The organism is Nonomuraea sp. NPDC049607 (assembly GCF_040675375.1).
In the GTDB taxonomy this organism is placed as follows: domain Bacteria; phylum Actinomycetota; class Actinomycetes; order Streptosporangiales; family Streptosporangiaceae; genus Nonomuraea.
Window position 1 is genome coordinate 120,218 of the sequence record NZ_JBFAOV010000005.1, and the last position, 25,375, is coordinate 145,592.

A 25,375-nucleotide genomic window follows, 5' to 3' on the forward strand; every position below is an offset into this window, starting at 1 on the left:
GCCATGGCCAGGGACGGCAACACCGCGATCATCGAGCAGTTCCTCAGCGACGGCATCACGTACATGTTCGGCAACCCGGGGACGGTCGAGCAGGGCTTCCTCGACGCGCTGGAGGGCTTCGAGGACTTCCACTACATCCTCACCCTCCAGGAGACGGTGGCGGCCGGCATCGCCGACGGCTACGCCCGTGCCACGGGCGGTCCGGCGCTCCTGCAGCTCCACAGCGGCGTGGGGCTGGGCAACGCGATCGGCATGCTGTACCAGGCCAAGCGGGGGCACTCCCCGCTGGTGGTCGTCGCGGGTGAGGCCGGTGTCGGCTACGACGCGATGGACGCCCAGATGGCCGCCGACCTCGTGGCCATGGCCCGGCCCGTCACCAAGCACGCGATGCGCGTGATCGACCCGGGCTCGGTGCTGCGGGTGCTGCGGCGGGCGGTGAAGATGGCGATGACGCCGCCGCGCGGCCCGGTCTTCGTGGCGCTCCCGCTCGACGTGCTGGACCAGCCCAACCACGAGCCGGTCGAGCCGTCGGTGCTGCCGCACTCGGCCGTGCTGCCCGCCCCCGAGCTGGTACGCCGGGCCGCCGGGCTGCTGTCCGGCGCCCGGTCCCCGATCATCCTGGCCGGCGACGGCGTGTCGGTCTCCGGCGCGCAGGCGGAGCTGACCCGGGTGGCCGAGCAGCTCGGCGCGGACGTGTGGGGCGTGGAGTTCTCCGAGGCGAACATGGACGGCCGCCACCCGCTCTTCCGGGGCCAGCTCGGCCACATGTTCGGCCAGGTCAGCGCGGACGCGGTCAAGGACGCCGACGCCGTGCTGGTGGTGGGCACGTACCTGTTCCCCGAGGTGTTCCCCTCGCTGAGCAGCCCGTTCGGCAAGGACGCGCGGATCGTGCACATCGATCTGGACTCGTACGAGATCGCCAAGAACCACCCGGTCACGCTGGGTCTGGTGGCCGACCCGCGGCTCACGCTGGCGGCGCTGTCGGCGGAGCTGGAGGGCACGCTGAGCGCGGCCGACCGGCAGGCGGCGGCGGCGCGGCTGGCCCGGCGGACGGCCGCGCCGCGCCCGGCGCCGGCCGAGGACTCCATCCTCAACGCGTTCATGCGCGAGCTGGCCGCGCGGGCCCCCGAGGACGTGATCGTCTTCGACGAGGGGCTGACGGCCTCCGGCGTGATCGGCTCCTACTTCCCGCCGCGCGGGCCGGGGAGCTGGTTCCTGACCCGCGGCGGCTCGCTGGGCGTGGGCATCCCGGGCGCGATCGGGGCCAAGCTCGCCCACCCGGACCGCACGGTGATCGGCTTCACCGGCGACGGCGGCAGCATGTACACCTTCCAGGCCCTGGCCACCGCCGTCCGGTACGACGTCGCCGCCAAGTTCGTGATCTGCAACAACCACAGCTACCGGCTGCTGGACAACAACATCGAGGAGTACTGGCGCGGCCGGGGCATCCCCGGTCACCGTTTCCCTCGCTCCTTCGACCTCTCCTATCCCGATCTCCAGTTCACCGACCTGGCCAGGGGTTGCGGCGTGGACGGGCTACGGGTGGAGAAGGCCGACCAGATCGAGGAGGCCGTCGAGCGGCTGCTCGGCCACGACGGCCCCTTCCTCATCGACCTCGTCACCGAACCGGGGAGGCCATTGTGAGCGGCATCGAGCCACGGGCCGGCGCGGCGCTGAACGGCCGCAAGGTCGCCGTCCTGATGGAGAGCGACTACGTCGAGCCGGAGATCTTCTACTACGAGCGGCGCTTCGCCGAGGCCGGCGCCGAGGTGCACTTCATGACGCGCCTGTGGGGGCAGCCGTCGATCACCTTCACCGGCCACGAGTGGCGGGTGCCGTTCACCGTGGACCGCGGGTTCGAGAACCTCACGGACCGGGAGCTGCGCTCCTACGCCGCGGTGATCGTCCCCTCCGGCATCGTCTCGGACCGGCTGCGCTTCACCGACGACGTCAACCGGCTGGCGCCGGCCACCGCGTTCGTGCGGCGGGCGCTGGAGGAGCCGTCGATCATCACGGGCGTGATCTGCCACGGCCTGTGGCTGATGGCGGCCGCCCCCGAGACGATGCGCGGGCGCAAGGTCGTCGCGCACAACAACCTCGTGGGCGACGTGCGCAACATGGGCGCCGAGTACGTGGACCAGGACGTGGTCATCGACGGGAACCTGATCACCGGGCGCAGCGTGTACCACTGCCATCTGTTCGCCCACACCATCATCGGCCAGCTCGCCGAGACGCTGTAGGAGCAACGATGAACTTCACCTTCATGGACACCGTGGCCGGGCGGGTCGAACGGTTCGACGCCGGCTCCGGCTCCTTCCGGCTGGCGACCATCGACGGCCGCGTGGCCGAGGTGCGCCTGGACGGCGAGGTCTCGGCCGAGGTGCTGCGCAACCTGGGCGAGCCGTACGTGGACGCGGGCGACCACGTACGCGACATGCTGACGCCGGGCCGGCACCTGTTCGTCTACGGGATCTTCTACCCCGAAGGCGATGAGCCGGTCTTCTCGGCCAAGCGGCTGATCTTCCTGGGCCGCGGCCCGGGCGAGTACCGGTTCGAGCAGCCCGACTGGTGGATCAACCAGCTCGACGAGATCGCCGCGTTCTACCGCCGCGCCCAGTTCGGGCAGGGGCCGGTCGACTTCCGCGACTACCGGACGATCCTGCGCCTGGGCGGCGACAAGACCGCCAGCCACGTGCAGGAGACCGACACGATCTCGCGGCTGGTGTACGGCATGGCCTCGGCGTACCTGCTGACCGGCGACGACGCCTACCTGGAGGTGGCCGAGCGCGGCACCCGCTACCTGCGCGAGCACATGCGCTTCGTGGACCCCGAGAACGACGTTGTGTACTGGTACCACGGCATCAAGGTGGACGGCGAGCACGAGAAGAAGCTGTTCACCTCGGAGTTCGGCGACGACTACGACGCCATCCCGATGTACGAGCAGATCTACGCCCTGGCCGGCCCGACGCAGACCTACCGGGTGACCGGCGACAAGCGCATCGCCTCCGACGTCGACGCCACGCTGCGGCTGTTCGAGAAGTTCTTCCGCGACCACCGGCACGGCGGCTACTACTCGCACGTCGACCCGATCCTGCTCAACCCGCACCACGAGTCGCTCGGGCCGAACCAGTCGCGCAAGAACTGGAACTCCATCGGCGACCACGCCCCGGCCTACCTGATCAACTACTACCTGGCCACCGGCGACGAGCGTCACCTGGAGATGCTGGAGCGCACCTTCGACACCATCGTCGAGCACTTCCCCGAGCCGTCGAGCCCGTTCGTCAACGAGCGCTTCCACGACGACTGGAGCCACGACCTGACCCACAGCTGGCAGCAGGACCGCGCGGTCGTCGGGCACAACCTGAAGATCGCCTGGAACCTCCTGCGCATGAACGGCGCCCGCCCCAAGGACGCCTACCGGGACCTGGCCGAGCACCTGGCCCGCACGATGCCGGCGGTCGGCAGCGACCAGCAGCGCGGCGGCTGGTACGACGTCGTCGAGCGGCACCGGGCCGAGGGCCAGCGGTGGCACCGCTTCGCCTGGCACGACCGCAAGGCGTGGTGGCAGCAGGAGCAGGCGATCCTGGCCTACCTGATCGTCGCCGGCGAGCTGGGCGGCGACGACCACCTGGAGCAGGCCCGCCAGGCGGCGGGCTTCTACAACGCCTTCTTCCTCGACCACGACGAGGGCGCGGTCTACTTCAACGTGCTGGCCAACGGCCTGCCGTACCTGCTCGGGACCGAGCGGTTCAAGGGCAGCCACTCGATGAGCATGTACCACTCCTCCGAGCTGTGCTATCTGGCGACCGTCTACACGCGGCTGCTGGTCAACCGGCAGCCGCTCACGCTGCACTTCAAGCCGGGCCCGGACGCCGAGCGCATCCTGCGCGTCGCGCCCGACCTGCTGCCGGCCGGGCGGGTGCTGCTCACCGAGGCCGAGGTGGACGGCAAGCCGTACGAGGTGCTGGACCCGGTGGCGATGACCGTGGAGCTGCCGGACTCCACCGAGGCCCTGCGCGTCAAGGTGACGCTGACCCCGGTGCAGGAGTGAGCGTGCCGACCATGGAGATCACGACGGACACGATCGGCCCGGTCACCGTGATCGGGCTCACCGGCCAGCTCGACAGCAGGTCGGCGCCGGCCGCGCAGGAGCGCATCCTGTCGCTGCTGCCGGCCGGCCGCCCGGTGCTGCTGGACCTGACCGGCGTCGGCTACCTGTCCAGCGCGGGCCTGCGCACGATGCTGCTGGTCTACCGGCGGGCGCGGACCGTGGACAGCTTCATCGCCCTGGTGGGCCTGTCGGCCGAGCTGCGCGGGGTGATGGCGGCGACCGGGTTCCTGCGCTTCTTCGTCGTCGCCGACTGCGTGGCGGACGCGCTGGAGATCGTCCGGGCCGCCGAGCCGCGGGAGGAGGCCACATGAGCGTCGAGGCGCAGGGCGTGCCCGGCAGGATCGACTCCTTCCCGACGGCCGAGCTGGCCGGGTTCGGGGTGCGGGCGGGCCATCCGATGCCGTTCGGCGCCACGCTGGTGCCCGGCGGGGTGAACTTCTCGGTCTACTCCAGCGGCGCGAGCGCGGTCTCGCTGGTGCTGTTCCGGCACGGCGAGCGGGAGCCGTTCGCCGAGCTGCCCTTCCCCGGCGAGTACCGGATCGGCGGCGTGTGGGCCATGACGGTGTTCGGCCTCGACCACGAAGGCGTCGAGTACGGCTACCGCGTCACCGGCCCGGACACCCCGTCGCCGGGCGACCGGTTCGACCCGGCCAGAATTCTGGCCGACCCGTACGCCAGGACCATGTCGGGCCGGGACGTGTGGGGCGCCGAGGTGGACTGGGACGACCCCTACCCCTACCGGTCGGTGCTGGCCTCCGACGACTTCGACTGGGAGGACGACCGGCCGCTGCGCGTCGCTCCGGAGGACCTGGTCGTCTACGAGCTGCACGTGCGCGGCTTCACGGCGGACCCGTCCTCGGGGGTGTCGGCGCCGGGCACGTACGCGGGGCTGATCGAGAAGATCCCCTACCTCAAGGCGCTCGGCGTCAACTGCGTGGAGCTCATGCCGGTCTTCGAGTTCGACGAGTTCGACATGAGCCGGGTCAACCCGGTCACCGGCGAGCGCCTGTACAACTACTGGGGCTACTCGACGCTGGGCTTCTTCGCGCCCAAGGCGGGCTTCGCGGCCACCGGCAGGTACGGGATGCAGGCCGACGAGTTCAAGAACCTGGTCAAGGAGCTGCACCGGGCCGGGATCGCGGTGGTGCTGGACGTGGTCTTCAACCACACGGCCGAGGGCAACGAGAACGGCCCGACCATCCACTTCCGCGGCCTGGACAACGGCACGTACTACATGCTCACGCCGGAGGGCTACTACTACAACTTCAGCGGCACCGGGAACACCTTCAACTGCAACCACCCGGTGGTGCGCGACTACGTGCTCGACTGCCTGCGCTACTGGGCCGGCGAGTACCACATCGACGGCTTCCGCTTCGACCTGGCCGCGATCCTCGACCGCGGCCAGGACGGCGCGCCGCTGGCCGACCCGCCGCTGATCGAGACGCTGGCCCACGACCCGCTGCTGCGCGACTGCCTGCTGATCGCCGAGGCGTGGGACGCCGGCGGCCTGTACCAGGTGGGCTCCTTCCCCGGCTACCAGCGCTGGTCGGAGTGGAACGGCCGCTACCGCGACGCGCTGCGCCGCTTCCTGAAGGCCGATCCCGGCTCGGCCGGCGAGCTGGCCACCCGGCTGGTCGGCTCGCCCGACCTGTACGCCTCCCGCGGCACGCTCGCCTCGGTCAACTTCGTCACCTGCCACGACGGGTTCACGCTGGCGGACCTGTTCGCGTACGACGGCAAGCACAACGAGGCCAACGGCGAGGACAACCGCGACGGCAACGACGACAACCTGAGCTGGAACTGCGGCGCCGAGGGCCCGACGCGGGACCCGGAGGTGCTGGCGCTGCGCGGGCGGCAGGCCAAGAACGCGATGCTGCTGCTCCTGCTCAGCCAGGGCATCCCGATGATCCTGGCCGGCGACGAGGTCGGCCGCACCCAGCACGGCAACAACAACGCCTACTGCCACGACGGGCCGCTGTCGTGGTTCGACTGGGGCCTGGCCGAGCGCAACGGCGAGCTGCTGCGGTTCGTCCGCGAGTGCGTGGCCTTCCGCGCCGCGCACCCGATGGTGCGCGACCGCCGTCACCCGTGCGGCGACGAGGGCGCCGGCGGGCTGCCGCAGGTGTCCTGGCACGGCGAGCGGGCCGGCGAGCCCGACTGGTCGGAGGGCAGCGCGCTGGTGGCGATGCTGCGCAGCGGCACGGCGGCCGGCGGCGGCGGCGAGCACCTCTACCTGGCCGCCAACGCCCACTGGGAGGCGCGGGAGCTGGAGCTGCCCGCCCTGCCGGACGGCGCGGTGTGGCACCTGTTCGCCGACACCGGCGCGGCCGCCCCCGAGGACGTCCACACACCGGGCCAGGAGCCGCCGCTGGCCGACCAGCGGCGGATCGTCGTCGGCCCGCGGGCCGCGGTCGCGTTGGTCGGCCGCGCCCATCACTGAGATCCATGGAGGAGATCCCATGTCGTTCAACGCGATCCTGACCCACGACGGCAGCACCGCACTGATCACGCTGGAGGGCGAGCTGGACGCCCTGACCGCCGAGACCTTCAGGAGGGAGGTGGAGCGCGCGGCCGAGGCCGCCGCCGAGCTGCTGGTGCTGGAGATGTCGCAGCTCAGCTACATGTCCTCGGCGGGGCTGCGCGGGCTGGTGTTCGCCCGGCAGAAGCTGGCCGACGACGTGCGCATCGTGCTGGTCGGCGCCAACGACGCCATCGAGCAGACCATCCGGCTGGTCGGCTTCCATCACAGCGTGGACTTCAGCGATGCGATCCCAGAGTAGGCAGGCGATGGAGCGGCTCAGGCTCCCCGCCGAGCCCGAGTCGCTGGACGAGCTGATGGCCTACGTGCAGACGTTGAGCGCGCTCGGCGGGCTGACCCGCACGCGCGCCCACTGGCTGCGGCTGGCCGCCGAGGAGCTCATCGTCAACATCATCACCCACGGCCACCGCGACCGGCCGGGCGAGCTGGAGCTGACCGGCGGGGTCGAGCCGCGCCGGGTGTGGCTGCGCCTGTCCGACGCGGCGCCGCCGTTCGACCCGACCGCCTATGAGGCCGTTCCCGACCTGGAGCGGCCGCTGGGCGAGCGCCGGCCGGGCGGGCTGGGCGTCTACCTGGCCCGTACGGTCGCCGACGAGGTCCGCTACGAGTACAGCTCGGGTCGTAACGAGACGACCATCATCATGAACCGCGTCTAGGAGGTGCCGATGGATGCGGAGGCGACCCTCGTCGTCAGCGGCCCCTCACCAGCCGCGGAAGAGCTGTGCCTGCTGCTGGCCGCGGACGGCGCCCCGGTGGCCCGGCGCACTCCCGAGCAACTGCTGGCCGAGGCGCCTCCGCCCGCCGACCTGCTGCTGGTGAACGCGAGCCTCGACGTGGAGGTGGTGCGGGAGGTGACGCGGGTCGTCCAGGCGGGCGCGCGGCCTCCGGTCGTGGTCGCGTTCTCCGACGGCGACCTGCGCCAGCTCGCGCCGCACGTGCTGGCCGGGCTGGACTACGTCGTCCCGCCCTTCGTGCCGGAGCTGCTGCATCGCAGGCTGCGGGCGGGACAGGTGTTCGGCCGCCACCCCGGCGCCGAGGAGGAGGCGCTGCTGAAGTACGAGCGTGAGCTGCAGATCGGACGGGAGATCCAGGCGGGCTTCCTGCCCGACGCGCTGCCGGCCCGCGCCGGTTGGCAGCTCACCGTCCGGTTCCAGCCGGCCAGGGAGGTCGCGGGGGACTTCTACGACGCCCTGGAGCTGCTGGGCGGGGCGCGGATCGGGCTGGTGGTGGCCGACGTGTGCGACAAGGGCGTCGGCGCCGCCCTGTTCATGGCCCTGATCAGGACCCTGCTGCGGCACACCGCCGCCCATGTGGAGACCGGCGAGGCCGAGCCCGTCCAGGACGACGTCACGCCGCTGCTGCGCGCGGTGATCGCGACCAACGACTACCTGACCGCCAACCACCTGCGCCAGGGCTACTTCGCCACGCTGTTCTTCGGCGTGCTCGACCCGGTCACCGGCGCGCTCGTCTACATCAACTGCGGGCACAACCCGCCCATCATCCGCCACGCGGGCGGCGGCCACACCCTGCTGCGTCCCACCGGACCGGCGCTGGGGCTGGTGCCCGACTCCGTCTTCGAGGTCGGCAGGGCCCACCTGGACCAGGGGGACCTGCTGTTCGCCTACACCGACGGCGTGCCCGAGGCCAGGGACGAGTCCGGCCGCTTCTTCAGCGAGGAGCTCATGCTGACCCTCGTCTCGCAGCCCGCCACCGGGGCGGACGACCTGCTGGACAGGCTCGAACGGGAGATCAGCGCGCACATCGGGTCCGCCGAGCAGTTCGACGACATCACCATGATCGCTCTACGTAGGACACCCACGGGGAAGTACGGACAATGAACGAGATCGCCGGAATCGCACTGGCGGGCGGACAGGGCCTCCGGGCCCGGCCGCTCACCCTGGAGGCCCCCGGCCACCTGCGGAGCAAGGCCACGGTCTGCTTCGCCGGACGGCCGGTCATCGAATGGCAGATCATGGCCCTGCGCGACCAGGGGGTCAGCGACTTCTACTTGATCGCCAACGGCCGGGAGAACCGCTACCAGGCCAAGGACGTGCTCGGACACGGCGAGGGGCTGGGCGTGCGGGTGCGCTACTCGCGGCCCCGGATGGACTGGACCAACACCGGTTCCGGCGAGGCGACGCTGAGCAGCCTGGACTACTGGGAGCTCGACGGGCTGGCGCTGGTCTTCCCGACCGACTCGCTGTTCGAGTTCGACCTGGCCGAGCTGGTACGCCGCCACCGCGACAGCGACGCGGTGGTCACCGTGGCCGTGGTCGAGCGCCCGGCCGAGGAGGTGGCGGGCAAGTACGGGACGATGGTCACCGACGCCTCCGGGCGCATCCGCCGTTTCGTGGAGAAACCGCCGCTGGCCGAGGTGCACGCCCTGGCCGCCGACCCGGCCCGGGTGCCCGTCAACGCCGGGCTCTACCTGGTCGACTGCGGGCGGCTGCGGAAGCTGGCCGGGGAGCCGGCGCTGGCCGAGCTGGCCCGCGACCGGCTCGACTGGGGGCACGACCTGCTCCCGTGGCTGGTGGGCGCCGGGCACCGGGTCGGCATCGCGCCCATCGCCAAGCTGGGCGACCTGGGCAACCTGCGCGACTACCTCGACACGCTGACCGACGCGCTGAGCGGCGGCTACCCGCACGTGCTCAAGGGCATGCTGCGGGCCTACCCGGGCAACGTGCGCATCCACGAGTCCTCCCTGCGCCAGCGGGACGCGACGTCGGGCATGACGCTGGCCGAGAAGATGAGCGCCGGGCTGGTCAGGATCGGCCCGAACGTGCACATCGGCCGGGACGTCGAGATCGGCCCCGGCGTGGTCGTCTCCGACTCCGCGATCGGCGACGGCGTGGACCTGCACACCGGGTGCCGGCTGCAACGGGTGGCCTGCCTGGACGGCGCGATCATCGGGCCGTGGGCCCGGCTCACCGACACCCACGTGGGGACGATGGCCACGGTGGAGTCGTTCGTGGACTGCGTCACCGTGCTGAGCGGCTACAGCGCGCTGGGCAACGGGGTGACGGTCCAGGCCGGCGTGCGGCTGTCCGGGGTGACGGTGTACCCGGGGCTGACCGTGCCGGCGCACTGCGAGGCCGCCGCCGGCACCTCGATCGAGACGCTCGCCGACCTCCAGGACGCGTGACACATGACTGAGACGCTGGTGCTGACCGAGATCTCCGAGATCGTCGCGGGCCGCGTGCCCGTCGTGGGGGTCCGTCCCGTCGTGGCGGGCGGGTGCCGGCCCGCGCGCGCGGTGCCGGGCGAGCCGTTCGAGGTGTCGGCGACGCTGTTCAGGGAGGGGCACGGCGTGGTGGGCGCGAACGTCGTGCTCACCGACCCCGACGGCAAGCAGGCCGCCTGGATCCCGATGGCGGCCCTGTCCCAGGGCTCCGACAGGTACGCGGCCGAGGTGGCGGCGCACCGGGAGGGCGAGTGGACGTTCCGGGTGGAGGCGTGGAGCGACCCGGTCGCGACCTGGCTGCACGTGGCCGAGGTGAAGATCCCCGCCGCGATCGACGTGGCCGTGACGATGGAGGCCGGCGCCCGGCTGCTGACCAGGGCCGCCGCCCAGCCCGAGGTGCCGCCCGCCGACGCCCGGCTGCTGCGGGTGGCCGCCGCGACGCTGCGCGACGGCGAGCTCGACCCCGAGGCGCGGCTGGCGATCGCGCTGGCCGAGCCGGTGCTGCGGACGCTGGCCCGCCGGCCGCTGCGCGACCACGTGACCGCCGGGGAGGAGCTGCCGCTGCTGGTGGAGCGCGAGCGGGCGCTGTTCGGGGCCTGGTACGAGTTCTTCCCCCGCTCCGAGGGCGCCGTGGTCGACCCCACGGGGTGTCACCCGCCGCGCTCGGGCACCTTCCGGACCGCGGCCGCGCGGCTGCCCGCCGTCGCGGCGATGGGCTTCGACGTCGTCTACCTGCCGCCGATCCACCCGATCGGCCTGACCAACCGCAAGGGGCCGGGCAACTCGCCGATCGCCGGGCCGCACGACCCCGGCTCGCCGTGGGCGATCGGCTCGGCCGCGGGCGGGCACGACGCCGTCCACCCCGACCTGGGGACGATCGACGACTTCGACTTCTTCGTGGCCAGGGCCGGCGAGCTGGGCCTTGAAGTGGCGCTGGACTTCGCGTTGCAGTGCTCGCCCGACCACCCGTGGGTACGGGAGCACCCGCGGTGGTTCGAGCACCGGCCCGACGGCAGCATCGCCTACGCCGAGAACCCGCCCAAGAAGTACCAGGACATCTACCCCGTCTCCTTCGACGCCGACCCCGGCGGCATCCTGGCCGAGTCGCTGCGGGTGCTGCGGCACTGGATGGGCCACGGAGTGCGGATCTTCCGGGTGGACAACCCGCACACCAAGCCGGTGTTCTTCTGGGAACGCCTGATCGCCGAGGTCAACCGCACCGACCCGGACGTGCTCTTCCTGGCCGAGGCGTTCACCCGCCCGGCGATCATGCACACGCTGGCCGCCGTCGGCTTCCAGCAGTCCTACACCTACTTCACCTGGCGCAACGCCAGGCCGGAGCTGGAGAGCTACCTGGGCGAGCTGGCCGGGGAGGCGGCGGCGTACATGCGGCCGAACCTGTTCGTCAACACGCCCGACATCCTGCACGCCTACCTCCAGGAGGGCGGGCCGGCCGCGTTCCGGGTGCGGGCCGCACTGGCCGCGACGGCCTCCCCCACCTGGGGCGTGTACGCCGGGTTCGAGCTGTGCGAGCGCGAGCCGGCCGCGCCGGGCAGCGAGGAGTACAAGGACTCGGAGAAGTACCAGTACCGGCCGCGCGACTGGTCGGCGGACGGCACGCTGGCGCCCTTCCTGACCGCGCTGAACCGGGTCCGGCGCCGCCATCCGGCCCTGCGCCTGCTGCGCAACCTGCGTTTCCAGCACGCCGACGACGACGCCGTGCTGTGCTTCGCCAAGCAGGCCGGGGAGGACACCGTGATCGTGGTGGTCAACCTCGACCCGCACCACGTGCGGCAGGCCACGGTGACGCTGGACCTGCCCGACCTCGGGCCCTCCTTCCGGGTGCGCGACGAGCTGACCGGCGAGGTCTACCAGTGGGGGGCGCGCAACTACGTGCGGCTGGACCCGTCCCGGCAGCCCGCCCACATCCTGACGGTGGAGAGGTGATGGACGTGCTGACCGGCGGGGGCCCGTCCGTGCTGGGCGAGCTGGACCTGCACCTCATCGGCGAGGGCAGGCACGAGGAGCTGTGGCGGGCGCTGGGCGGGCGCGTCCGCACCGTGGGCGGCGTGGCGGGCGTGTCGTTCGCCGTGTGGGCGCCGGGCGCGCGCGAGGTGCGCCTCGTGGGCGACCTGAACGGCTGGGACGGCGCCGGGCACGCGCTGCGCCGGGCGCCCGGCGGCGGCCTGTGGGAGCTGTTCGTGCCGGGGGCCGGCGACGGCTGCCGGTACATGTACGAGATCACCGGCGCGGACGGCCGTACCCGGCGCAAGGCCGACCCGCTGGCCCTGGCGGCCGAGCACCCGCCGCGCACCGCGTCGGTGGTGTTCACCTCCCGGCACCGCTGGCGCGACGGCGCGTGGCTGGCGGCCCGCGGCGACGGCCCGGCCCGCGAGGCGCCCATGAGCGTGTACGAGCTGCACCTCGGCTCCTGGCGGCGCGGCCTGACCTACCGCGACCTGGCCGAGCAGCTCCCCGGGTACGTGCGCGGCATGGGTTTCACGCACGTGGAGCTCATGCCGGTGGCCGAGCACCCGTTCGGCGGCTCGTGGGGCTACCAGATCTCCTCCTACTACGCGCCGAGCTCCCGCTACGGCACCCCGGACGACTTCCGCGCCCTGGTCGAGGCGCTGCACCTGGCCGGGATCGGGGTGATACTCGACTGGGTGCCCGCGCACTTCCCCCGCGACGACTGGGCGCTGGCCCGCTTCGACGGCGGCCCGCTGTACGAGCACCCCGACCCGCTGCGCGGCGAGCACCCCGACTGGGGCACGCTCACCTTCGACCTCGGCCGCCCGGAGGTGCGCAACTTCCTCATCGCCAACGCCCTGTACTGGTGCGCGGAGTTCCACATCGACGCTTTGCGCGTGGACGCCGTCGCCTCGATGTTGTACCTGGACTACTCCCGCCCGGACGGCGCCTGGCGGCCCAACGCCCACGGCGGCAGGGAGCATCTGGAGGCGATCGCGTTCCTGCGGGAGCTGAACGACACCGTCCACCGGCTCTGCCCCGGCGTGCTGACGATCGCCGAGGAGTCCACGGCGTGGGAGGGGGTGACCCGGCCGACGTCCGCCGGCGGGCTGGGGTTCGACTTCAAGTGGAACATGGGCTGGATGCACGACACGCTCGGCTACATGCGGCGTGACCCGGTGCACCGGCCGTACCACCATCACGCGCTGACGTTCGGGTTGACCTACGCGTACGCGGAGGACTTCCTGCTGCCGCTCAGCCATGACGAGCTGGTGCACGGCAAGGGGTCGCTGGCCGGGAAGATGCCGGGCGACGAGTGGCAGCGGCTGGCGAACCTGCGCGCGTACCTGGCCTTCATGTGGGCGCATCCGGGCAAGAAGCTGCTGTTCATGGGCCAGGAGTTCGCGCAGCACAGCGAGTGGTCCCACGATCGCGAGCTGGACTGGGCGCTGCTGCGCGACCCCCGGCACAAGGGCGTGCGCGACCTGGTCAGGGACCTGAACCGGCACTACGCCGCCACCCCAGCGCTGTGGCGGCAGGACTGCTCCCCCGACGGGTTCACCTGGATCGACGCCGACGACGCCGGTTCCAGCGTCTACTCCTTCGTCCGCTGGGACCGGCAGGGGGCGCCGCTGGTGTGCGTGAGCAACCTGTCCCCGGTGCCGCGGCACGGGCACCGGCTGGCGCTGCCGTCCGGCGGACGCTGGCACGAGGTGCTCAACACCGACGCCGCCTGTTACGGCGGGGGGAACCTCGGCAACCTGGGCTCGGTCACGTGCACGGAGGGGGGTGCGGTCGCCGAGGTGCTGCTGCCGCCGCTGGCGACGCTCTGGCTGGCCCCCGGAAAGGAGGCGTCAGAGCGTCAGCAGTGAGGCGGCCATGGCCTTGTTCACCGCGTCGAGGCGGGAGGTGGCGTCGAGCTTGGTGAAGATGTTGCGCAGGTGACGCTTGACCGTGCCTTCGGCGATCATCAGCCGGGTGCCGATCTGGGCGTTGCTGAGGCCCTGGGCGGCCAGGGACAGCACGCTCAGCTCCCGCTCGGAGAGCTTGCCGGCGCGCGGCCGGCGGGACATCATCAGGCTCTCCCGCGACACCGACAGGACCACGCGCTCGGCGTCCGCGCAGACGCCGCGGATGGCCTGCACCAGTTCCTCCCGGCCGACGCTCTTGAGCAGGTAGCCGCGCACGCCGTGGGCGATGAGCTCCTGCACGAGCACCGGGTCGTCGTACATGCTCAGCACGATGACGCGGGACCGGGGCGAGACCCGGTGGATGTGCGTGGTGGTGCGCACGACGCCGTCCCCCGGCATCTCCACGTCGAGCACCACGACGTCCGGCCGCAGCGCCTCGGCCGACTTCACCGCCGCGCGCGCGTCCCCCGCCGTGGCGACGACACGAAGGTCGGGTTCGAGCTCCAGCGTCTGCTTGAGCGTCTCCCGCAGGATCGTGTGGTCGTCGGCGATGAGGACGTCAATGCTGCCTTCTCTTTGCATCCGATGTTTCCTTCGGCCGCTCGTCCCGGACAGCCCGGACAGGGGCACGGAAGACGACCTCGGTGCCCTTCCCGGGGGTGCTCTCTATCGTCACCAGGCCGCCCAGAGCGACCCCGCGCTCGCGCATGGAGGTCAGGCCGTTCCCATGTTTCGCGCGCCAGCCCGAGAACCCCCGGCCGTTGTCACGCACAATTGCTGTGATCCGGTCGTGCGCAATCTTGACGCACACTTCGAGCAGGTCGGCGCCCGCGTGGGAGATGCTGTTGGTAATGGCTTCGCGTAATATGAGGAATAACTCGTCCCGAATGTGCGGAGGCAGGCCGTCGACATCGCCGATAAGGGTGATCCGATGCTCCAGCCGAGGGTCCACGACCGTTGTCATGAGCCGCACAAGCGCTTGCTCCATTCCCGGCCAATGGGCATGAACGCGCAGGTCGGATAAGACGTCGCGGATTTCCTGGTGAGCCCGGAGCAGCGCCGCCTTCGCTTCTCTCACATGCACCGGGAAACTTCCCCTGCCACGTGCGTGCCCGATTTCGGCGAGCTCCAGCTGCCGGCTCGCCACGCTGATCTCGTGGCCCACCCGGTCGTGCAGGTCGCGGGAAATTCGCCGCCATTCCCGCGCGTCGGCGCGGCCGCCGTCCATTAGCGCGGTCAAGGCCCCGCCGGAAGGCTCCGTAGCGGCCTTGAGCCGGGCCACGATCAGGTCGAGGAGCTCTTCCGCCAACTCCGTGAACTCGTCCGGAGCGGCGCCGGAAGTTGATTCTTCAATTTCGCCGCACAGCTGTGCCAAGATCTCAGCCTTATGAGCTTCGATCCGTTCGGCTATCACAACCGTGGGCTGGATGTTGCATTGCACTGGTCATCCCCCGTAGTGTGTGTCGCCTTACCCAGTCACCGGCGCAGATCCCCGCATCATATGATCACATGATTCCGGCGGATGCAAGAGTGCACTCCAGACTCATCGGGCCTCCGATCCATTACCCGCACGCCCGACTGAGGCCGCATGTGACGTAATACCGGGTTATCGAAGAGCACTCCGGAGATGCCTCTCGGAGTACTCCCTTTAATACGCCTGGACAGCTCCGCTGCCACCTTGGTGTTACTCTCTTGTGCGCACTCGAACTTAACTGCGATCCTGACCGCGTTCGCCATTACGGATCTTCTCTAATGCAGGTGAGGGGCGGTCATGAGAGAACTCGCGGTGAACGAACGCGAAGAGTTCGCGGAATTCTTCGCGACGATATTCGGCTCGCTGCCGCGCTCCGACCAGCGTAGCGCGGCGGAGTCCTACGTGCTCGGCCTGCTGCACGCGGGCGGACGCAAGTCCATCCAGCGCATCGCCGACGAGGTGGGCGGCCCGCACAACGGCCAGTCGCTGCAGCAGTTCGTCAACCAGAGCCGCTGGGACCCGCGGCCGGTCCGCCGTACCGTCGCCGACGTGCTGTCGGCCGGCGCGCCCCCGGCCGCGTGGCTGGTGGAGGAGGTGGCCTTCGCCAAGCACGGCCGCTGGTCGGCGGGCGTGGAGCGCCAGTACGTGCGCGGCCTCGGCCGTACGGTCAACTGCCAGGTGGGGGCGGCGGTGCTGATGAACTCCGGCGAGGCGTCCGTGCCGGTCAACTGGCGGCTGTGCCTGCCGCAGTCGTGGGAGGCCGACCACGACCGGCGGGCCAAGGCGCACGTGCCCGACCAGGAGCGCCACCGGCCCTTCGGCGAGCACGTGATCGACCTGGTCGACGACCTGACGCTCGACTGGGGCACGCCCGTCGCGCCGCTGGTGGCCGACTTCACCCACGTCCGGGGCGCCGCCGACCTGGTGCGCGGCCTGGAGGACCGGGGCCTGGACTACGTGGTCGAGGTCGACGCCCGCCACCGGGTCAGGGCCTCGATGAGCGTGGTGCGCGGGGGCGGCCCGCGGGCCCGCGTCACGCTGGCCGAGGCGGCGCAGGCCGCGGCCGGGCTGGAGCGGCGCACGGTGGCCTGGTGGGAGGGGCCGCGGGGGCGGTCGCTGCGCTCGCAGTTCGTCCTCCTGCCGGTCTCCGACGAGCAGGCGCGCTCACGCCGGCTGCTGATCGAGTGGCCGCTCGGCCGCCCCCGGCCGCGCACGTTCTGGCTGACGAACATGTCCGCGCCGGCGCAGGAGCTGGTCGCGCTGGCCAAGTCCCGCTGGCGGGCCGCCCACGCCATCGCCGAGCTGGCCGACGGCTTCGGGCTGTTCGACTACGAGGGCCGTTCCTTCCACGGCTGGCACCACCACGTCACGCTGGCCTCGGCCGCCTACGCCTTCGACGTGCGCTGGCGGCTGGCGGCCGGCGCCGAGCCCGCGCTGCTGCCCGCGTGAGCACCCGTACGACGCACGAGGAGTCACACCGCTCGATGAAGCCGAAAGCAGACAAGCAAGTCACCTGGGTCGAGCTCTTCTTCGACCTGGTGTTCGTGTTCGCCGTCACCCAGCTGTCCGACCTGCTCCACCGCGGCCACGGCTGGGGCAGCGTCGGGCAGGCCGTCGTCGTGCTGGTGCCGACGTACTGGGCCTGGGTGGGCATGGCGGTGCACGCCAACACCCGCGACGTCAACAACACCCCCGACCGGCTGGGCATCCTGGCGCTCAGCCTGTGCGGCCTGTTCATGGCGCTGGCCACCCCGCTGGCCTACGAGGAGCGCGGCCTGATGTTCGGCGCCGCCTACTTCGCCCAGCGCTCGCTGCTGGCCGTCCTGTACTTCCGCGGGCGGCCGTTCGAGCTGGTCAACCCCTTCACGCTCTCGGTGTGCGTGACCGGGCCGCTGCTGCTGGCCGGGGGCCTGCTCGACAGCGGCACCCGGGTGTGGGTCTGGGCCGCGGCCGCCGCCATCGACCTGGCCGCGCCGGTGCTGACCCGCAGCCACCTGGTACGCGTCACCTTCCACCCCCATCACTTACCCGAGCGGTTCGGCCTGTTGCTGATCATCGCGATGGGCGAGCCGATCCTGGCCATCGGCGCGCAGGCGTCGGCGGCGCGCCCGCTCGCCGTCGGCTCGATCACCGCGGTCGCCGCGACGTTCGTGCTGGCCTGCGCCCTGTGGTGGGTGTACTTCATCTTCGCCGCCGAGTCGCTGCCCAAGGCCCTGGACGAGGCCGTGATCCGCACCGACCTGATCCGGCGCGTCTTCTCCTACGGCCACCTGTCCTTCATCGGGTCGATCATGGCGATGGCGGTGGGCATGGCCGAGGTCGTCTCCCATCCCGGCCAGGTCTTCACCGCCCCCGTGACCGCTCTGCTGTTCGGCGGCTGCGCCCTGTACTTCGCGACGTTCTGCTACGCCCGCTGGCACATCTTCGGCAGATGGTCGGGACCGCAACTGGCCATGCCGGTGGCCATCCTGGCCGTCATCCCGATCGCGTTGCAGGCGCCGGCGCTGCTGTCCGTGGTCGTGCTGGCGCTCGTGGTGATGACGTTCAACTTCCTGGAACATTCGCGGGCCAGATCCGAGAGCGACGCCTTGACTTAGCGCGCGCTCTAACCGGCAGGGTATGGGCGGCGGCGCCGGTCGTACGGGCGCCCGCAGGACCGGAGCCGAGGTGGAGAACTGAGGAGCGTCATGAAGAATCCCGCTGTTCGAGTCGCGGTCGCCTACCTGGTGTCCGCGGTCGTCGGCGCCGTGATCATCGGCTCGTTCGTCGGCGCGCTGCACCACCCGGTTCCGCACGGGGTGCCGCTCGCCGTGGTGGGCCCCGACGCCGCCCGGCTGGAGCAGGCCGCGGGCGGGGCCGTCGACGCGCGCCCGTACGCCGACGCGGCGGCCGCGCGGACGGCGGTGCTCCGGCGCGAGGTCGAGGCCGCCTACCTGGGCGGCGAGGGCCGCCTGCTGGTCGCGAGCGCCGGCGGCGACACCGCGGCCCCGCACTTCACCGCCCTGATGCAGCGCGCGGCCGGACGGCAGCTCGCCGTCGAGGACGTGCGCCCGCTGGCCGAGGGTGACTCCTCCGGCGTGTCCGGCATGTTCTACGTGCTGGGCCTGCTGCTGACGGCGCTGGCCACGACCGTGCTCACCATGCGCATGCAGCCGATGCTCAACCGGGGGCTGCGCCTGGCGGTGCTCGCGCTCGGCGCGGTGACCGGCGGCCTGGCGCTCACCTGGGTCGTGAACGGCCTGCTCGGCGCGCTCACCGGCGCCCCGCTCGGGCTCCTGGCCGTCTCCGGCGCGGTGATCTTCCTGGTCTCGGTCGCGGTGAACGGGCTGATGCGCCGCTTCGGGCCGCGCGGCGTGATCGCGGCGGCGGTGCTGTTCATCCCCATCGGCCTGCCGGCCAGCGGCGGCCCGTTCGGCGCCGCGTTCATCGAGCCCTGGTACGCCGCCCTCGGGTACGTGCTGCCCACCCGGTCGGCGCTCGAACTGGTGCGCAGCGTGGTCTACTTCGACGGCGCCGCCCTGGCCGTCCCGCTGACGGTGCTCGGTGTGTGGGCGGTGCTCGGCCTGGTCCTGATGGCTCTGCCGCCACGGCCGATGCCCCGCCCGGCCGCGCCCGCCGCGCCGGCGGTGCCCGCCGCCGGGGCCGCGCCCGCAGCCCACTGACCGGCCTCTCCTGGACCGGCGCGGCTGCGGGTGCGGGAGTCCGCGTCCGTGGTCGCGCCCTCATCGGGGTGTCAGCTGGCCGCCGGAAGCGCGAGGACCAGCCGTACGCCGGGCCGCAGCGGCTCGGCGCGGACCGATCCGGCGTGCGCCTCGGCGATCTGCCGGACGATGGCCAGGCCGAGCCCCGAACCCGGCAGGGAACGGGCCGACTCGGCGCGGTAGAACCGGTCGAACACGAACGGCAGGTCGTCGGGCGCGATGCCGGGCCCCTGGTCGGCCACCGACAACACGCCCGCCGCGTCCACCCGGACGAGCACCACGCCCCCGGGCGGGCTCCACTTGATCGCGTTGTCCACCAGGTTGGAGGCCGCCCGCTCGATCGCGTCGGCGTCGGCCGTCACCAGGCACTCGGCCAGCTCGGCGCGCAGCCGGACGTGCGGGGCGCGGGCCGCGGCCCTGGCCAGCACGCGATCGGCCACCAGGTCGAGCCGCACGTCCTCCAGGTGCAGTTCGGCGTCGCCGTGCCTGGCCAGCTCGACCAGGTCGTTGACCAGCACCCGCAGCTCCTCGGCCTGCACGCGGGCCTCGTGCACCAGGGCCGGGGCCTGCGGGTCGGCCGTGCCGCGTCCCTCCTCCAGCAGTTCCAGGTTCGTGGTGAGGCTGGTCAGCGGCGTGCGCAGCTCGTGGGAGGCGTCGGCGACCAGGCGGCGCTGGGCCAGCACCGACTCGCGCAGCGCGTGCGTCATCGTCGTGAACGAGCCGGCCAGGCGGGCCACCTCGTCCCGTCCCGCGCCCATGCCGTCCAGGCCGTCGGCGGTGAGGGTGCCGGTGGCGGTGACCCGCTCGACCACCGCCGTCAGCCGGGCGACGGGCCGCAACGCCCGGCCGGCGAGCCAGCGCGCGCCCGCCGCCGCGACCAGCGCGCCGCCCAGGGTCAGCGCCGCCAGCAGCAGCTTCAGCCCGTTCAGGGTCTGCTCATCCAGGTTCAGTGGGAACGCCGTCCGCACCAGGACGCCCTTGCCCAGGTTGAGCGGCGCGGTGTAGAGCCGGTAGCGCACGCCCTCGTACGTCACGTCCCGGAAATAGGGGGGCAGCTTGCCGTACGCGACCGCCGCGTCCTGCTCGTCCAGCGGCACGAAACCCTTGGTCGGACCGGTCAGCAGCGGGTCGGGGCAGAACTGCAGCAGCGTGTTGCCCAGCGGGAGCGGCGTGGCCGGCAGCGGCGAGTCGGCGGTCTTCAGGGACTCCAGCAGCCGCGGCGCCTGCCCGGCCGCCAGCACCAGCTCGCCGTCGTGCTGCCCGGCCAGCCCCGCCGCGGTCGCCGGGTAGACCACCAGCGAGACGGCCACCAGCGCCGCGGCCACCACGGCGGCGACCGTCAGCGCGACCCTGGTACGCAGCCTCACGGCTCCTCCCGCAGCACGTACCCCAGGCCGCGGACGGTCTGGATCAGCCGCGGCTCTCCTCCGGCCTCCAGCTTGGCCCGCAGATAGCTGATGTAGACCCACAACGCGTTCGAGGACGGCCCGAAGTCGTACCCCCAGACCGAGTTGAAGATGACCTCGCGGCTGAGCACCCGGCCGGGGTTGCGCAGGAACACCTTCAGCAGCGTGTACTCGGTCCTGGTCAGGTCGAGCGGGCGGCCGCCGCGCGTGGCCCGGCAGGCGGCCGGGTCCAGCTCCAGGTCGGCGTGGCGGAGCAGCCCCTGCGCGGGCGCGCTGCGACGCAGCAGCGCGCGCAGCCGGGCCCGCAGTTCCTCCAGCGCGAACGGCTTGACCAGGTAGTCGTCGGCACCCGCGTCCAGCCCCGCGACCCGGTCGCCGACCAGGTCGCGGGCGGTGAGCATCAGGATCGGGGTGCGATCGCCGACGGCCCGCAGGCGGCGGCACACCTCCAGGCCGTCCAGGCCGGGCATCATGATGTCCAGCACGACCGCGTCCTGGCGGCCGCCGGTCGCCGCCTCCAGCGCGCGCAGGCCGTCGGCGGCGACGCTGACGTCGTAGCCCTCGCGGGTGAGCGCGTGGGTCAGGGAGCGGCGGACCGCCTCGTCGTCATCGGCAACAAGGACGTGCATGGTGCCACTCTCCCCTCCGCACCCCCGGCTGAGGAAGATCGATGGCGGTCTCTATGCGGGCCCGGACTTGGCCAGCGAGCGCTTGACGTTCCGCAGCGCCCGCTCCAGCCGGTCCGGCGTGACGCCGAGGTGCTCGGCCACCGCGCGGAACCCGGCCGAGCCCGGGTCCACCCGGCCCTTCTCCGACAGCGCGTCCAGTTCCTTGACGGCTCGCAGGGCGCGGTCGTGGGCGACGCCCAGCTCGGCCGCGAGAGCCTTGGCGATCGCCTCCTGGGAGATGCCGCGGTCCTTCTTGTCCCCCTTTCCCGGCTTACCCGACTTGTCGGGCTTTCCGGGCTTGTCCGGGCCGCAGCCGGGCTTGCCGTCCCGGTGGCGGTCCTCGCGGCCGGGCTTGCCGTCGCCGGGGTCCTTCCGCACGTCTCCGGACTTCTCGTCCGCGGGGTCCTTCCGCACGTCCACGACCTTCTCGCCCGCGTGGGCCTCGGCCACGTCGGCGGGCGAGCAGGTCGCCGAGACCTGGGCACACGGGCCGGCCGCCGCGGCCGGCAGCGCTCCGGAACCGGTCAGCGTCAGCGCCGCCGCCGTCCCGAGGGCCAGCGCGGTCTTTCGTGCGTTCATGTCGGTCGCCCTTCTGGCGGCCGGTCCCCAGTGGCCCGGCCCGCTGCGGGCAACTCAACCGCGACGACCTTCACCCCACCGTCGGGGAACCTTAGAAACGCCATAGAAGCGTCGCGGCTCCACCACGAACGCCCCCGGCGGCGGGGAATTGTGCCGGGCCCCTGGGGAAGAGACCCATCCGCCCAGCGGAAGGGAAGGCGAGGACCCGTGAGACTTCTGGTGATCTGCAACCGGCAGGCCGGCGGCGTCGGCGAGGACGGCACCCGGGAGGTGCTGCGGCTGCTGCGGACGGAGGCCGACGTGCGGGTCTGCGACGGCGGCGCGGAGGAGGCCGCGCGCTCGCACGACGACCGGGTCCCGGTGGTGATGGGCGGCGACGGGAGCGTGCACGCGCTGGTCGCCGCGCTGCTGGAGCACGGTCGCCTGGACGCCGGCCCGATCGGCCTGATCCCCATGGGCACCGGCAACGACCTGGCCCGCACCCTGGGCATCCCGCTCGACCCGGCCGAGGCCGCCCGCGTCGTGCTGGCGGGGCACGAGCGGCCCGTCGACCTGCTGATCGACGACGACGGCGGGATCGTGGTCAACGCGGCCCACCTCGGCGTGGGCGCGCACGCCGCCGAGCGGGCCGCGCCGCTCAAACCGCTGCTGAGCCGGGCCGCGTACGCGGTGGGCGCGGTGCTGGCCGGCGCGGGGACGGGCGGCTGGCGGCTGCGGATCAGGGTGGACGGCGCCCAGGTGTGCACCGGCCGCCGCCGCGTGCTCATGGCCGGCGTCGGGAACGGCGCCACGATCGGCGGCGGCACCCCGCTGGCCCCGGCGGCCCGGCCCGACGACGGACTCGCCGACGTGGTGGTGTCCTACGCCACCGGACCGCTGGCGCGGCTGGCCTTCGCCACCGGCCTGCGCCGCGGCAAGCACCCCGACCGGCCCGACGTGCGCACCTACCGGGGCAGGCGGATCACCGTCGCGGGCGGTCCCGTCCCGGCCAGCGTGGACGGCGAGCTGGAGCAGGTGGCGGACCGGCGTACCTGGATCGTGCGGCCGGCCGCCTGGCGGGTCCTGGCGCCGCCCGCGGCCTGACCCGGTCAGTGCTCGGGGTGCAGGGACTGGCCCAGGTACATGGCGGTGAGCATGGTGAACAGGTACGCCTGCAGGAACATGACGAAGATCTCGAACGCGGTCAGCAGGCACGTCATGAACACGCCCAGCACGCCCACCGCCACGCCGCCCACGGTCGGCCGCTCCACCAGGAACCAGTAGCCGACCGCGCTAAAGAAGGCCAGCAGCGTGTGCCCGGCGAACATGTTCGCGAACAGCCGCACGGCGTGGGTGAACGGCGCGGTGACGAAGATGTAGAACAGTTCGAGCGGCGCGTACAGGGTGATCGCCAGGGCCTTGGGCAGGCCCTCGGGGAACATGGCGTTCCTGAGGTAGCCGGCCAGGCCCTGGTGCCGGAAGCCCAGGTAGAGCTTGAGCACGTAGACCGCGCCGGCCAGCACCCAGGGGAAGGCGACGTGCGCGGTGACCGGGAACTGGAGCAGCGGGATCACCCCCATCACGTTCCAGAGCAGGATCAGCAGGAAGAGCGTGAGCAGCAACGGCATCCAGCGGTCGGCGTCCGCGCCCAGCGAGGGGCGGGCGATCTGGTCGCGGACGAACAGGTAGGCGTACTCGCCGGCGTTCTGCAGGCCGCGCGGCACCAGCCTGGGACGGGAGAAGGCGCCCCAGGCCAGCGCGCACACCACGAGCACGCCGGCGACGGCCAGCAGCACCGGCTTGGTGAGCCAGAGCGGCGCGCCGTCCCACAGCGCGGGGTAGTCGAACAACTCCGGTCCGGGCGGGCGGAAGTCGCCGGAGGGCATGGCGAAGCTCCTCTGAGAGGTTGCGGGATCGTTCGGGGGTTTCCCGAGGGGTGCGGATTCAGAGCCAGCCGCGTGACTCGGCCACGCGGACGGCCTCGGCTCGGTTGCGGGCGCCGGTCTTGGTGATCGCCGAGGACAGGTAGTTGCGGACGGTGCCCTCGGTGAGGAACAGCGTCCGGGCGATGTCGGCCACGGTGGCGCCACCGGAGGCGGTCCGCAGCACCTCGGCCTCGCGCTGGGTGAGCGGGCTCGGCCCGACGGTCAGGGCGGACACCGCCAGCTTGGGGTCGATCACCGTCTCCCCCGCCATCACCCGGCGCACGGCCGCGGTCAGCTCGGCCACTGGCGCGTCCTTGACGACGAACCCGGACACGCCCGCGTCGAGGGCGCGGCTGAGATAGCCGGGCCTGCCGAACGTGGTGACGATGACCACCCGATGGCCGCGCAGCCGTTCGGCGACCTCCAGGCCGGACATGCCGGGCATCTCGATGTCGAGCAGGACCACGTCGGGGCGGTGCTCGGCCACCGCTCGCTCGACCAGGTCGCCCCGGCCGACCTCGGCCACCACCTCGATGCCGTCCTCCAGGGCGAGCAACGCGGCCAGGCCGCCCCGGACGAGGTCCTGGTCGTCGGCGATGAGGACGCGGATCACGGACCCTCCAAGGGAACTCGGGCGAGCAGACGGTAACCGCCGCCGGGCAGCGGCCCGGCCTCCAACCGACCACCGACGGCGGCGATCCGCTCGGCGAGCCCGGTCAGCCCATTGCCTCCGACGGCCCCCGCAAGCCCGGCACTGCCGGCCCCGGCAGCCTCAGCCCTGGTCGCTTCGGGGGCGGGGGTGGTGGCTGTGCCGTCGTCGCGGATCTCGACGGTGGCGGTGTGGCCGTCCACGCCGAGGTCGATGTGGCAGCGGTGGGCGCGGCTGTGGCGCACGACGTTCGTGGCGGCCTCCCTTACGGTCCAGGCGAGCAGCGTCTCGGCGGCCGCCGGGACGGGGCCGCCCGCGGGCGAGATCTCCAGCCGGATCCCGGCCAGGTTCAGGCTGTGGGCGGCCGCGCGCAGTTCGCCCGACAAGGAGGGGACACGACAGCCCGCCACGGCGTGGCGCACCTCGTCGAGCGCCTGGCGGGCGGCGCGCTCCACGTCGGCCATCTCGCGGGCGGCCCGTTCCGGGTCGGTACGGGCCAGCCGGGCGGCGAGCTGGCTCCTGATGGTGATCGAGGTCAGCGTGTGGCCGAGCGTGTCGTGCAGGTCGCGGGCGAAGCGCAGGCGTTCGTTGTCCACGGCGAGCCGGGCGACGTGGGCGCGGGCCGCGTCGAGCCGGGCGACCAACTCGCCCAGGTGCTTGATGCTCGCCACCGTCACCGCCTCGACCACGATCGCCAGGGGCACCCACCAGACCTGCCCGAACGGCCGCCCGTACGCCGTCAGCGAGACCACCACCACGACGATCGTCACCGCCACCGACGCGGCGAAGGCGGCCCGTCCGAGGTAGGCCGACAGGGCGCTGACCACGTACACGAACGCGACGTAGGCCCACGGTGCCCGCAGCACCGGCAGCAGCGCCAGTGCCGCGGCCACCAGCCCCACCACCGGCCAGGTCAGCGTCGCCGCCCCCAGGGGGCTGAGCACCCGCCACATCACCCGCAGCCAGCACGCCGCGAAAACCGCGACTCCGGCGACCACCCACACCGCCGCGAGCACGCCGGGACGCGAGGAGAGGAACGACCACAGCGGCCACCCCAACAGCAGCAGCCACACGCACGACCCGGCGCGCGCCGCCACCCGTCCCCGGACGAACTCCAGCTCCCGCACCGCAGCGTCACCCGTCACAGGGCCCGACGGTAACGCCCGGCGGCCGGCGCGGCGACTGTCGGGGGCCGCCGTCCTTGATTCTCAGCATGGGAACAGCCTGCTGGGAGGGGCCGGGCCGGGTGTAGTGCCAGGCGTCAGAGACACCGACATGACAA

General features: G+C 72.4%; 23 protein-coding genes. 15 read left to right on the forward strand and 8 right to left on the reverse strand.

All coding sequences use genetic code 11. The annotated features are described in order from the left end of the window. Positions 1-3: 3 nt before the first annotated feature. Genes AB0J97_RS12605 through glgB form a run of 11 tightly spaced genes read left to right on the forward strand, consistent with a single transcriptional unit; the run spans position 4 to position 13,673 of the window. The gene (locus tag AB0J97_RS12605) at positions 4-1,644 is read left to right on the forward strand and encodes a thiamine pyrophosphate-binding protein (RefSeq protein WP_364087624.1); all 1,641 of its coding nucleotides are present in this window, start codon (positions 4-6) and stop codon (positions 1,642-1,644) included. Beyond that, on the forward strand, positions 1,641-2,240 hold the full coding sequence (locus AB0J97_RS12610) for a DJ-1/PfpI family protein (protein WP_357697063.1): 600 nt from the start codon (positions 1,641-1,643) through the stop codon (positions 2,238-2,240). Before AB0J97_RS12605 ends, AB0J97_RS12610 begins: the two co-directional genes overlap by 4 nt. A gap of 8 nt (positions 2,241-2,248) precedes the next feature. Then, complete coding sequence (locus AB0J97_RS12615) at positions 2,249-4,051, forward strand: AGE family epimerase/isomerase (RefSeq protein WP_364087626.1); 1,803 nt, start codon at positions 2,249-2,251, stop codon at positions 4,049-4,051. An 11-nt stretch (positions 4,052-4,062) separates the two neighbouring features. Then, entirely contained in the window at positions 4,063-4,422 is a 360-nt protein-coding gene (locus AB0J97_RS12620) for an STAS domain-containing protein (RefSeq protein ID WP_357697059.1), read from the forward strand. Then, on the forward strand, positions 4,419-6,551 hold the full coding sequence (gene glgX / locus AB0J97_RS12625) for a glycogen debranching protein GlgX (protein WP_364087629.1): 2,133 nt from the start codon (positions 4,419-4,421) through the stop codon (positions 6,549-6,551). Before AB0J97_RS12620 ends, glgX begins: the two co-directional genes overlap by 4 nt. 19 nt (positions 6,552-6,570) lie before the next feature. Beyond that, positions 6,571-6,891: an anti-sigma factor antagonist gene (locus AB0J97_RS12630; RefSeq protein WP_352329001.1), complete on the forward strand. Its 321-nt coding sequence runs from the start codon at positions 6,571-6,573 to the stop codon at positions 6,889-6,891. After that, positions 6,875-7,306 (forward strand): ATP-binding protein, encoded by a 432-nt coding sequence (locus AB0J97_RS12635; protein ID WP_357697055.1) that lies wholly within the window; start codon positions 6,875-6,877, stop codon positions 7,304-7,306. Before AB0J97_RS12630 ends, AB0J97_RS12635 begins: the two co-directional genes overlap by 17 nt. A gap of 9 nt (positions 7,307-7,315) precedes the next feature. Then, positions 7,316-8,488, forward strand: a complete 1,173-nt coding sequence (locus tag AB0J97_RS12640; protein WP_364087632.1) for a PP2C family protein-serine/threonine phosphatase — start codon at positions 7,316-7,318, stop codon at positions 8,486-8,488. Continuing rightward, on the forward strand, positions 8,485-9,792 hold the full coding sequence (locus AB0J97_RS12645) for an NDP-sugar synthase (protein WP_364087634.1): 1,308 nt from the start codon (positions 8,485-8,487) through the stop codon (positions 9,790-9,792). The genes AB0J97_RS12640 and AB0J97_RS12645 overlap by 4 nt, the downstream gene beginning before the upstream one ends. 3 nt (positions 9,793-9,795) lie before the next feature. Then, complete coding sequence (locus tag AB0J97_RS12650; protein WP_364087636.1) at positions 9,796-11,778, forward strand: alpha-1,4-glucan--maltose-1-phosphate maltosyltransferase; 1,983 nt, start codon at positions 9,796-9,798, stop codon at positions 11,776-11,778. Beyond that, positions 11,778-13,673, forward strand: a complete 1,896-nt coding sequence (gene glgB / locus AB0J97_RS12655; RefSeq protein WP_364087638.1) for a 1,4-alpha-glucan branching protein GlgB — start codon at positions 11,778-11,780, stop codon at positions 13,671-13,673. The genes AB0J97_RS12650 and glgB overlap by 1 nt, the downstream gene beginning before the upstream one ends. On the opposite strand, the gene AB0J97_RS12660 is transcribed toward glgB, so the two are convergent. Together AB0J97_RS12660 and AB0J97_RS12665 are read right to left on the reverse strand one after the other, a co-directional pair. Next, positions 13,656-14,294, reverse strand: a complete 639-nt coding sequence (locus AB0J97_RS12660; protein ID WP_357697043.1) for a response regulator transcription factor — start codon at positions 14,292-14,294, stop codon at positions 13,656-13,658. The genes glgB and AB0J97_RS12660 overlap by 18 nt on opposite strands. Continuing rightward, positions 14,272-15,153, reverse strand: a complete 882-nt coding sequence (locus AB0J97_RS12665; RefSeq protein WP_364087642.1) for an ATP-binding protein — start codon at positions 15,151-15,153, stop codon at positions 14,272-14,274. Before AB0J97_RS12665 ends, AB0J97_RS12660 begins: the two co-directional genes overlap by 23 nt. Positions 15,154-15,483: 330 nt before the next feature. Between AB0J97_RS12665 and AB0J97_RS12670 the strand changes: the two genes are divergently transcribed. The 3 genes from AB0J97_RS12670 to AB0J97_RS12680 all read left to right on the forward strand — a co-directional run bounded on the left by AB0J97_RS12670 (position 15,484) and on the right by AB0J97_RS12680 (position 18,848). Next, positions 15,484-16,635, forward strand: a complete 1,152-nt coding sequence (locus tag AB0J97_RS12670) for an IS701 family transposase (protein ID WP_364087644.1) — start codon at positions 15,484-15,486, stop codon at positions 16,633-16,635. Positions 16,636-16,670: 35 nt separating this feature from the next. Then, positions 16,671-17,783, forward strand: coding sequence for a low temperature requirement protein A (locus AB0J97_RS12675; protein ID WP_364087646.1), 1,113 nt, complete (start codon positions 16,671-16,673; stop codon positions 17,781-17,783). A 90-nt stretch (positions 17,784-17,873) separates the two neighbouring features. Then, entirely contained in the window at positions 17,874-18,848 is a 975-nt protein-coding gene (locus AB0J97_RS12680) for a hypothetical protein (RefSeq protein ID WP_364087647.1), read from the forward strand. A gap of 71 nt (positions 18,849-18,919) precedes the next feature. On the opposite strand, the gene AB0J97_RS12685 is transcribed toward AB0J97_RS12680, so the two are convergent. Genes AB0J97_RS12685 through AB0J97_RS12695 form a run of 3 tightly spaced genes read right to left on the reverse strand, consistent with a single transcriptional unit; the run spans position 18,920 to position 21,540 of the window. Further along, a complete protein-coding gene (locus tag AB0J97_RS12685; RefSeq protein WP_364087649.1) occupies positions 18,920-20,254 on the reverse strand; it encodes a HAMP domain-containing sensor histidine kinase in 1,335 nt (444 codons plus the stop codon). Beyond that, positions 20,251-20,922, reverse strand: coding sequence for a response regulator transcription factor (locus AB0J97_RS12690; protein WP_364087651.1), 672 nt, complete (start codon positions 20,920-20,922; stop codon positions 20,251-20,253). Before AB0J97_RS12690 ends, AB0J97_RS12685 begins: the two co-directional genes overlap by 4 nt. Positions 20,923-20,973: 51 nt before the next feature. Continuing rightward, positions 20,974-21,540, reverse strand: coding sequence for a hypothetical protein (locus AB0J97_RS12695; protein WP_364087653.1), 567 nt, complete (start codon positions 21,538-21,540; stop codon positions 20,974-20,976). Between the two features lie 207 nt (positions 21,541-21,747). Between AB0J97_RS12695 and AB0J97_RS12700 the strand changes: the two genes are divergently transcribed. Next, positions 21,748-22,623, forward strand: a complete 876-nt coding sequence (locus AB0J97_RS12700) for a diacylglycerol kinase family protein (RefSeq protein ID WP_357697027.1) — start codon at positions 21,748-21,750, stop codon at positions 22,621-22,623. Between the two features lie 5 nt (positions 22,624-22,628). Here AB0J97_RS12700 and atpB read toward each other — a convergent pair whose 3' ends face one another. The 3 genes from atpB to AB0J97_RS12715 are packed head-to-tail and all read right to left on the reverse strand — an operon-like array spanning position 22,629 to position 25,238. Further along, the gene (gene atpB / locus AB0J97_RS12705; protein ID WP_364087656.1) at positions 22,629-23,405 is read right to left on the reverse strand and encodes a F0F1 ATP synthase subunit A; all 777 of its coding nucleotides are present in this window, start codon (positions 23,403-23,405) and stop codon (positions 22,629-22,631) included. A 58-nt stretch (positions 23,406-23,463) separates the two neighbouring features. Further along, entirely contained in the window at positions 23,464-24,057 is a 594-nt protein-coding gene (locus tag AB0J97_RS12710) for a response regulator transcription factor (protein WP_364087658.1), read from the reverse strand. Then, on the reverse strand, positions 24,054-25,238 hold the full coding sequence (locus tag AB0J97_RS12715) for a sensor histidine kinase (protein ID WP_364087660.1): 1,185 nt from the start codon (positions 25,236-25,238) through the stop codon (positions 24,054-24,056). Before AB0J97_RS12715 ends, AB0J97_RS12710 begins: the two co-directional genes overlap by 4 nt. Positions 25,239-25,375: the final 137 nt, after the last annotated feature.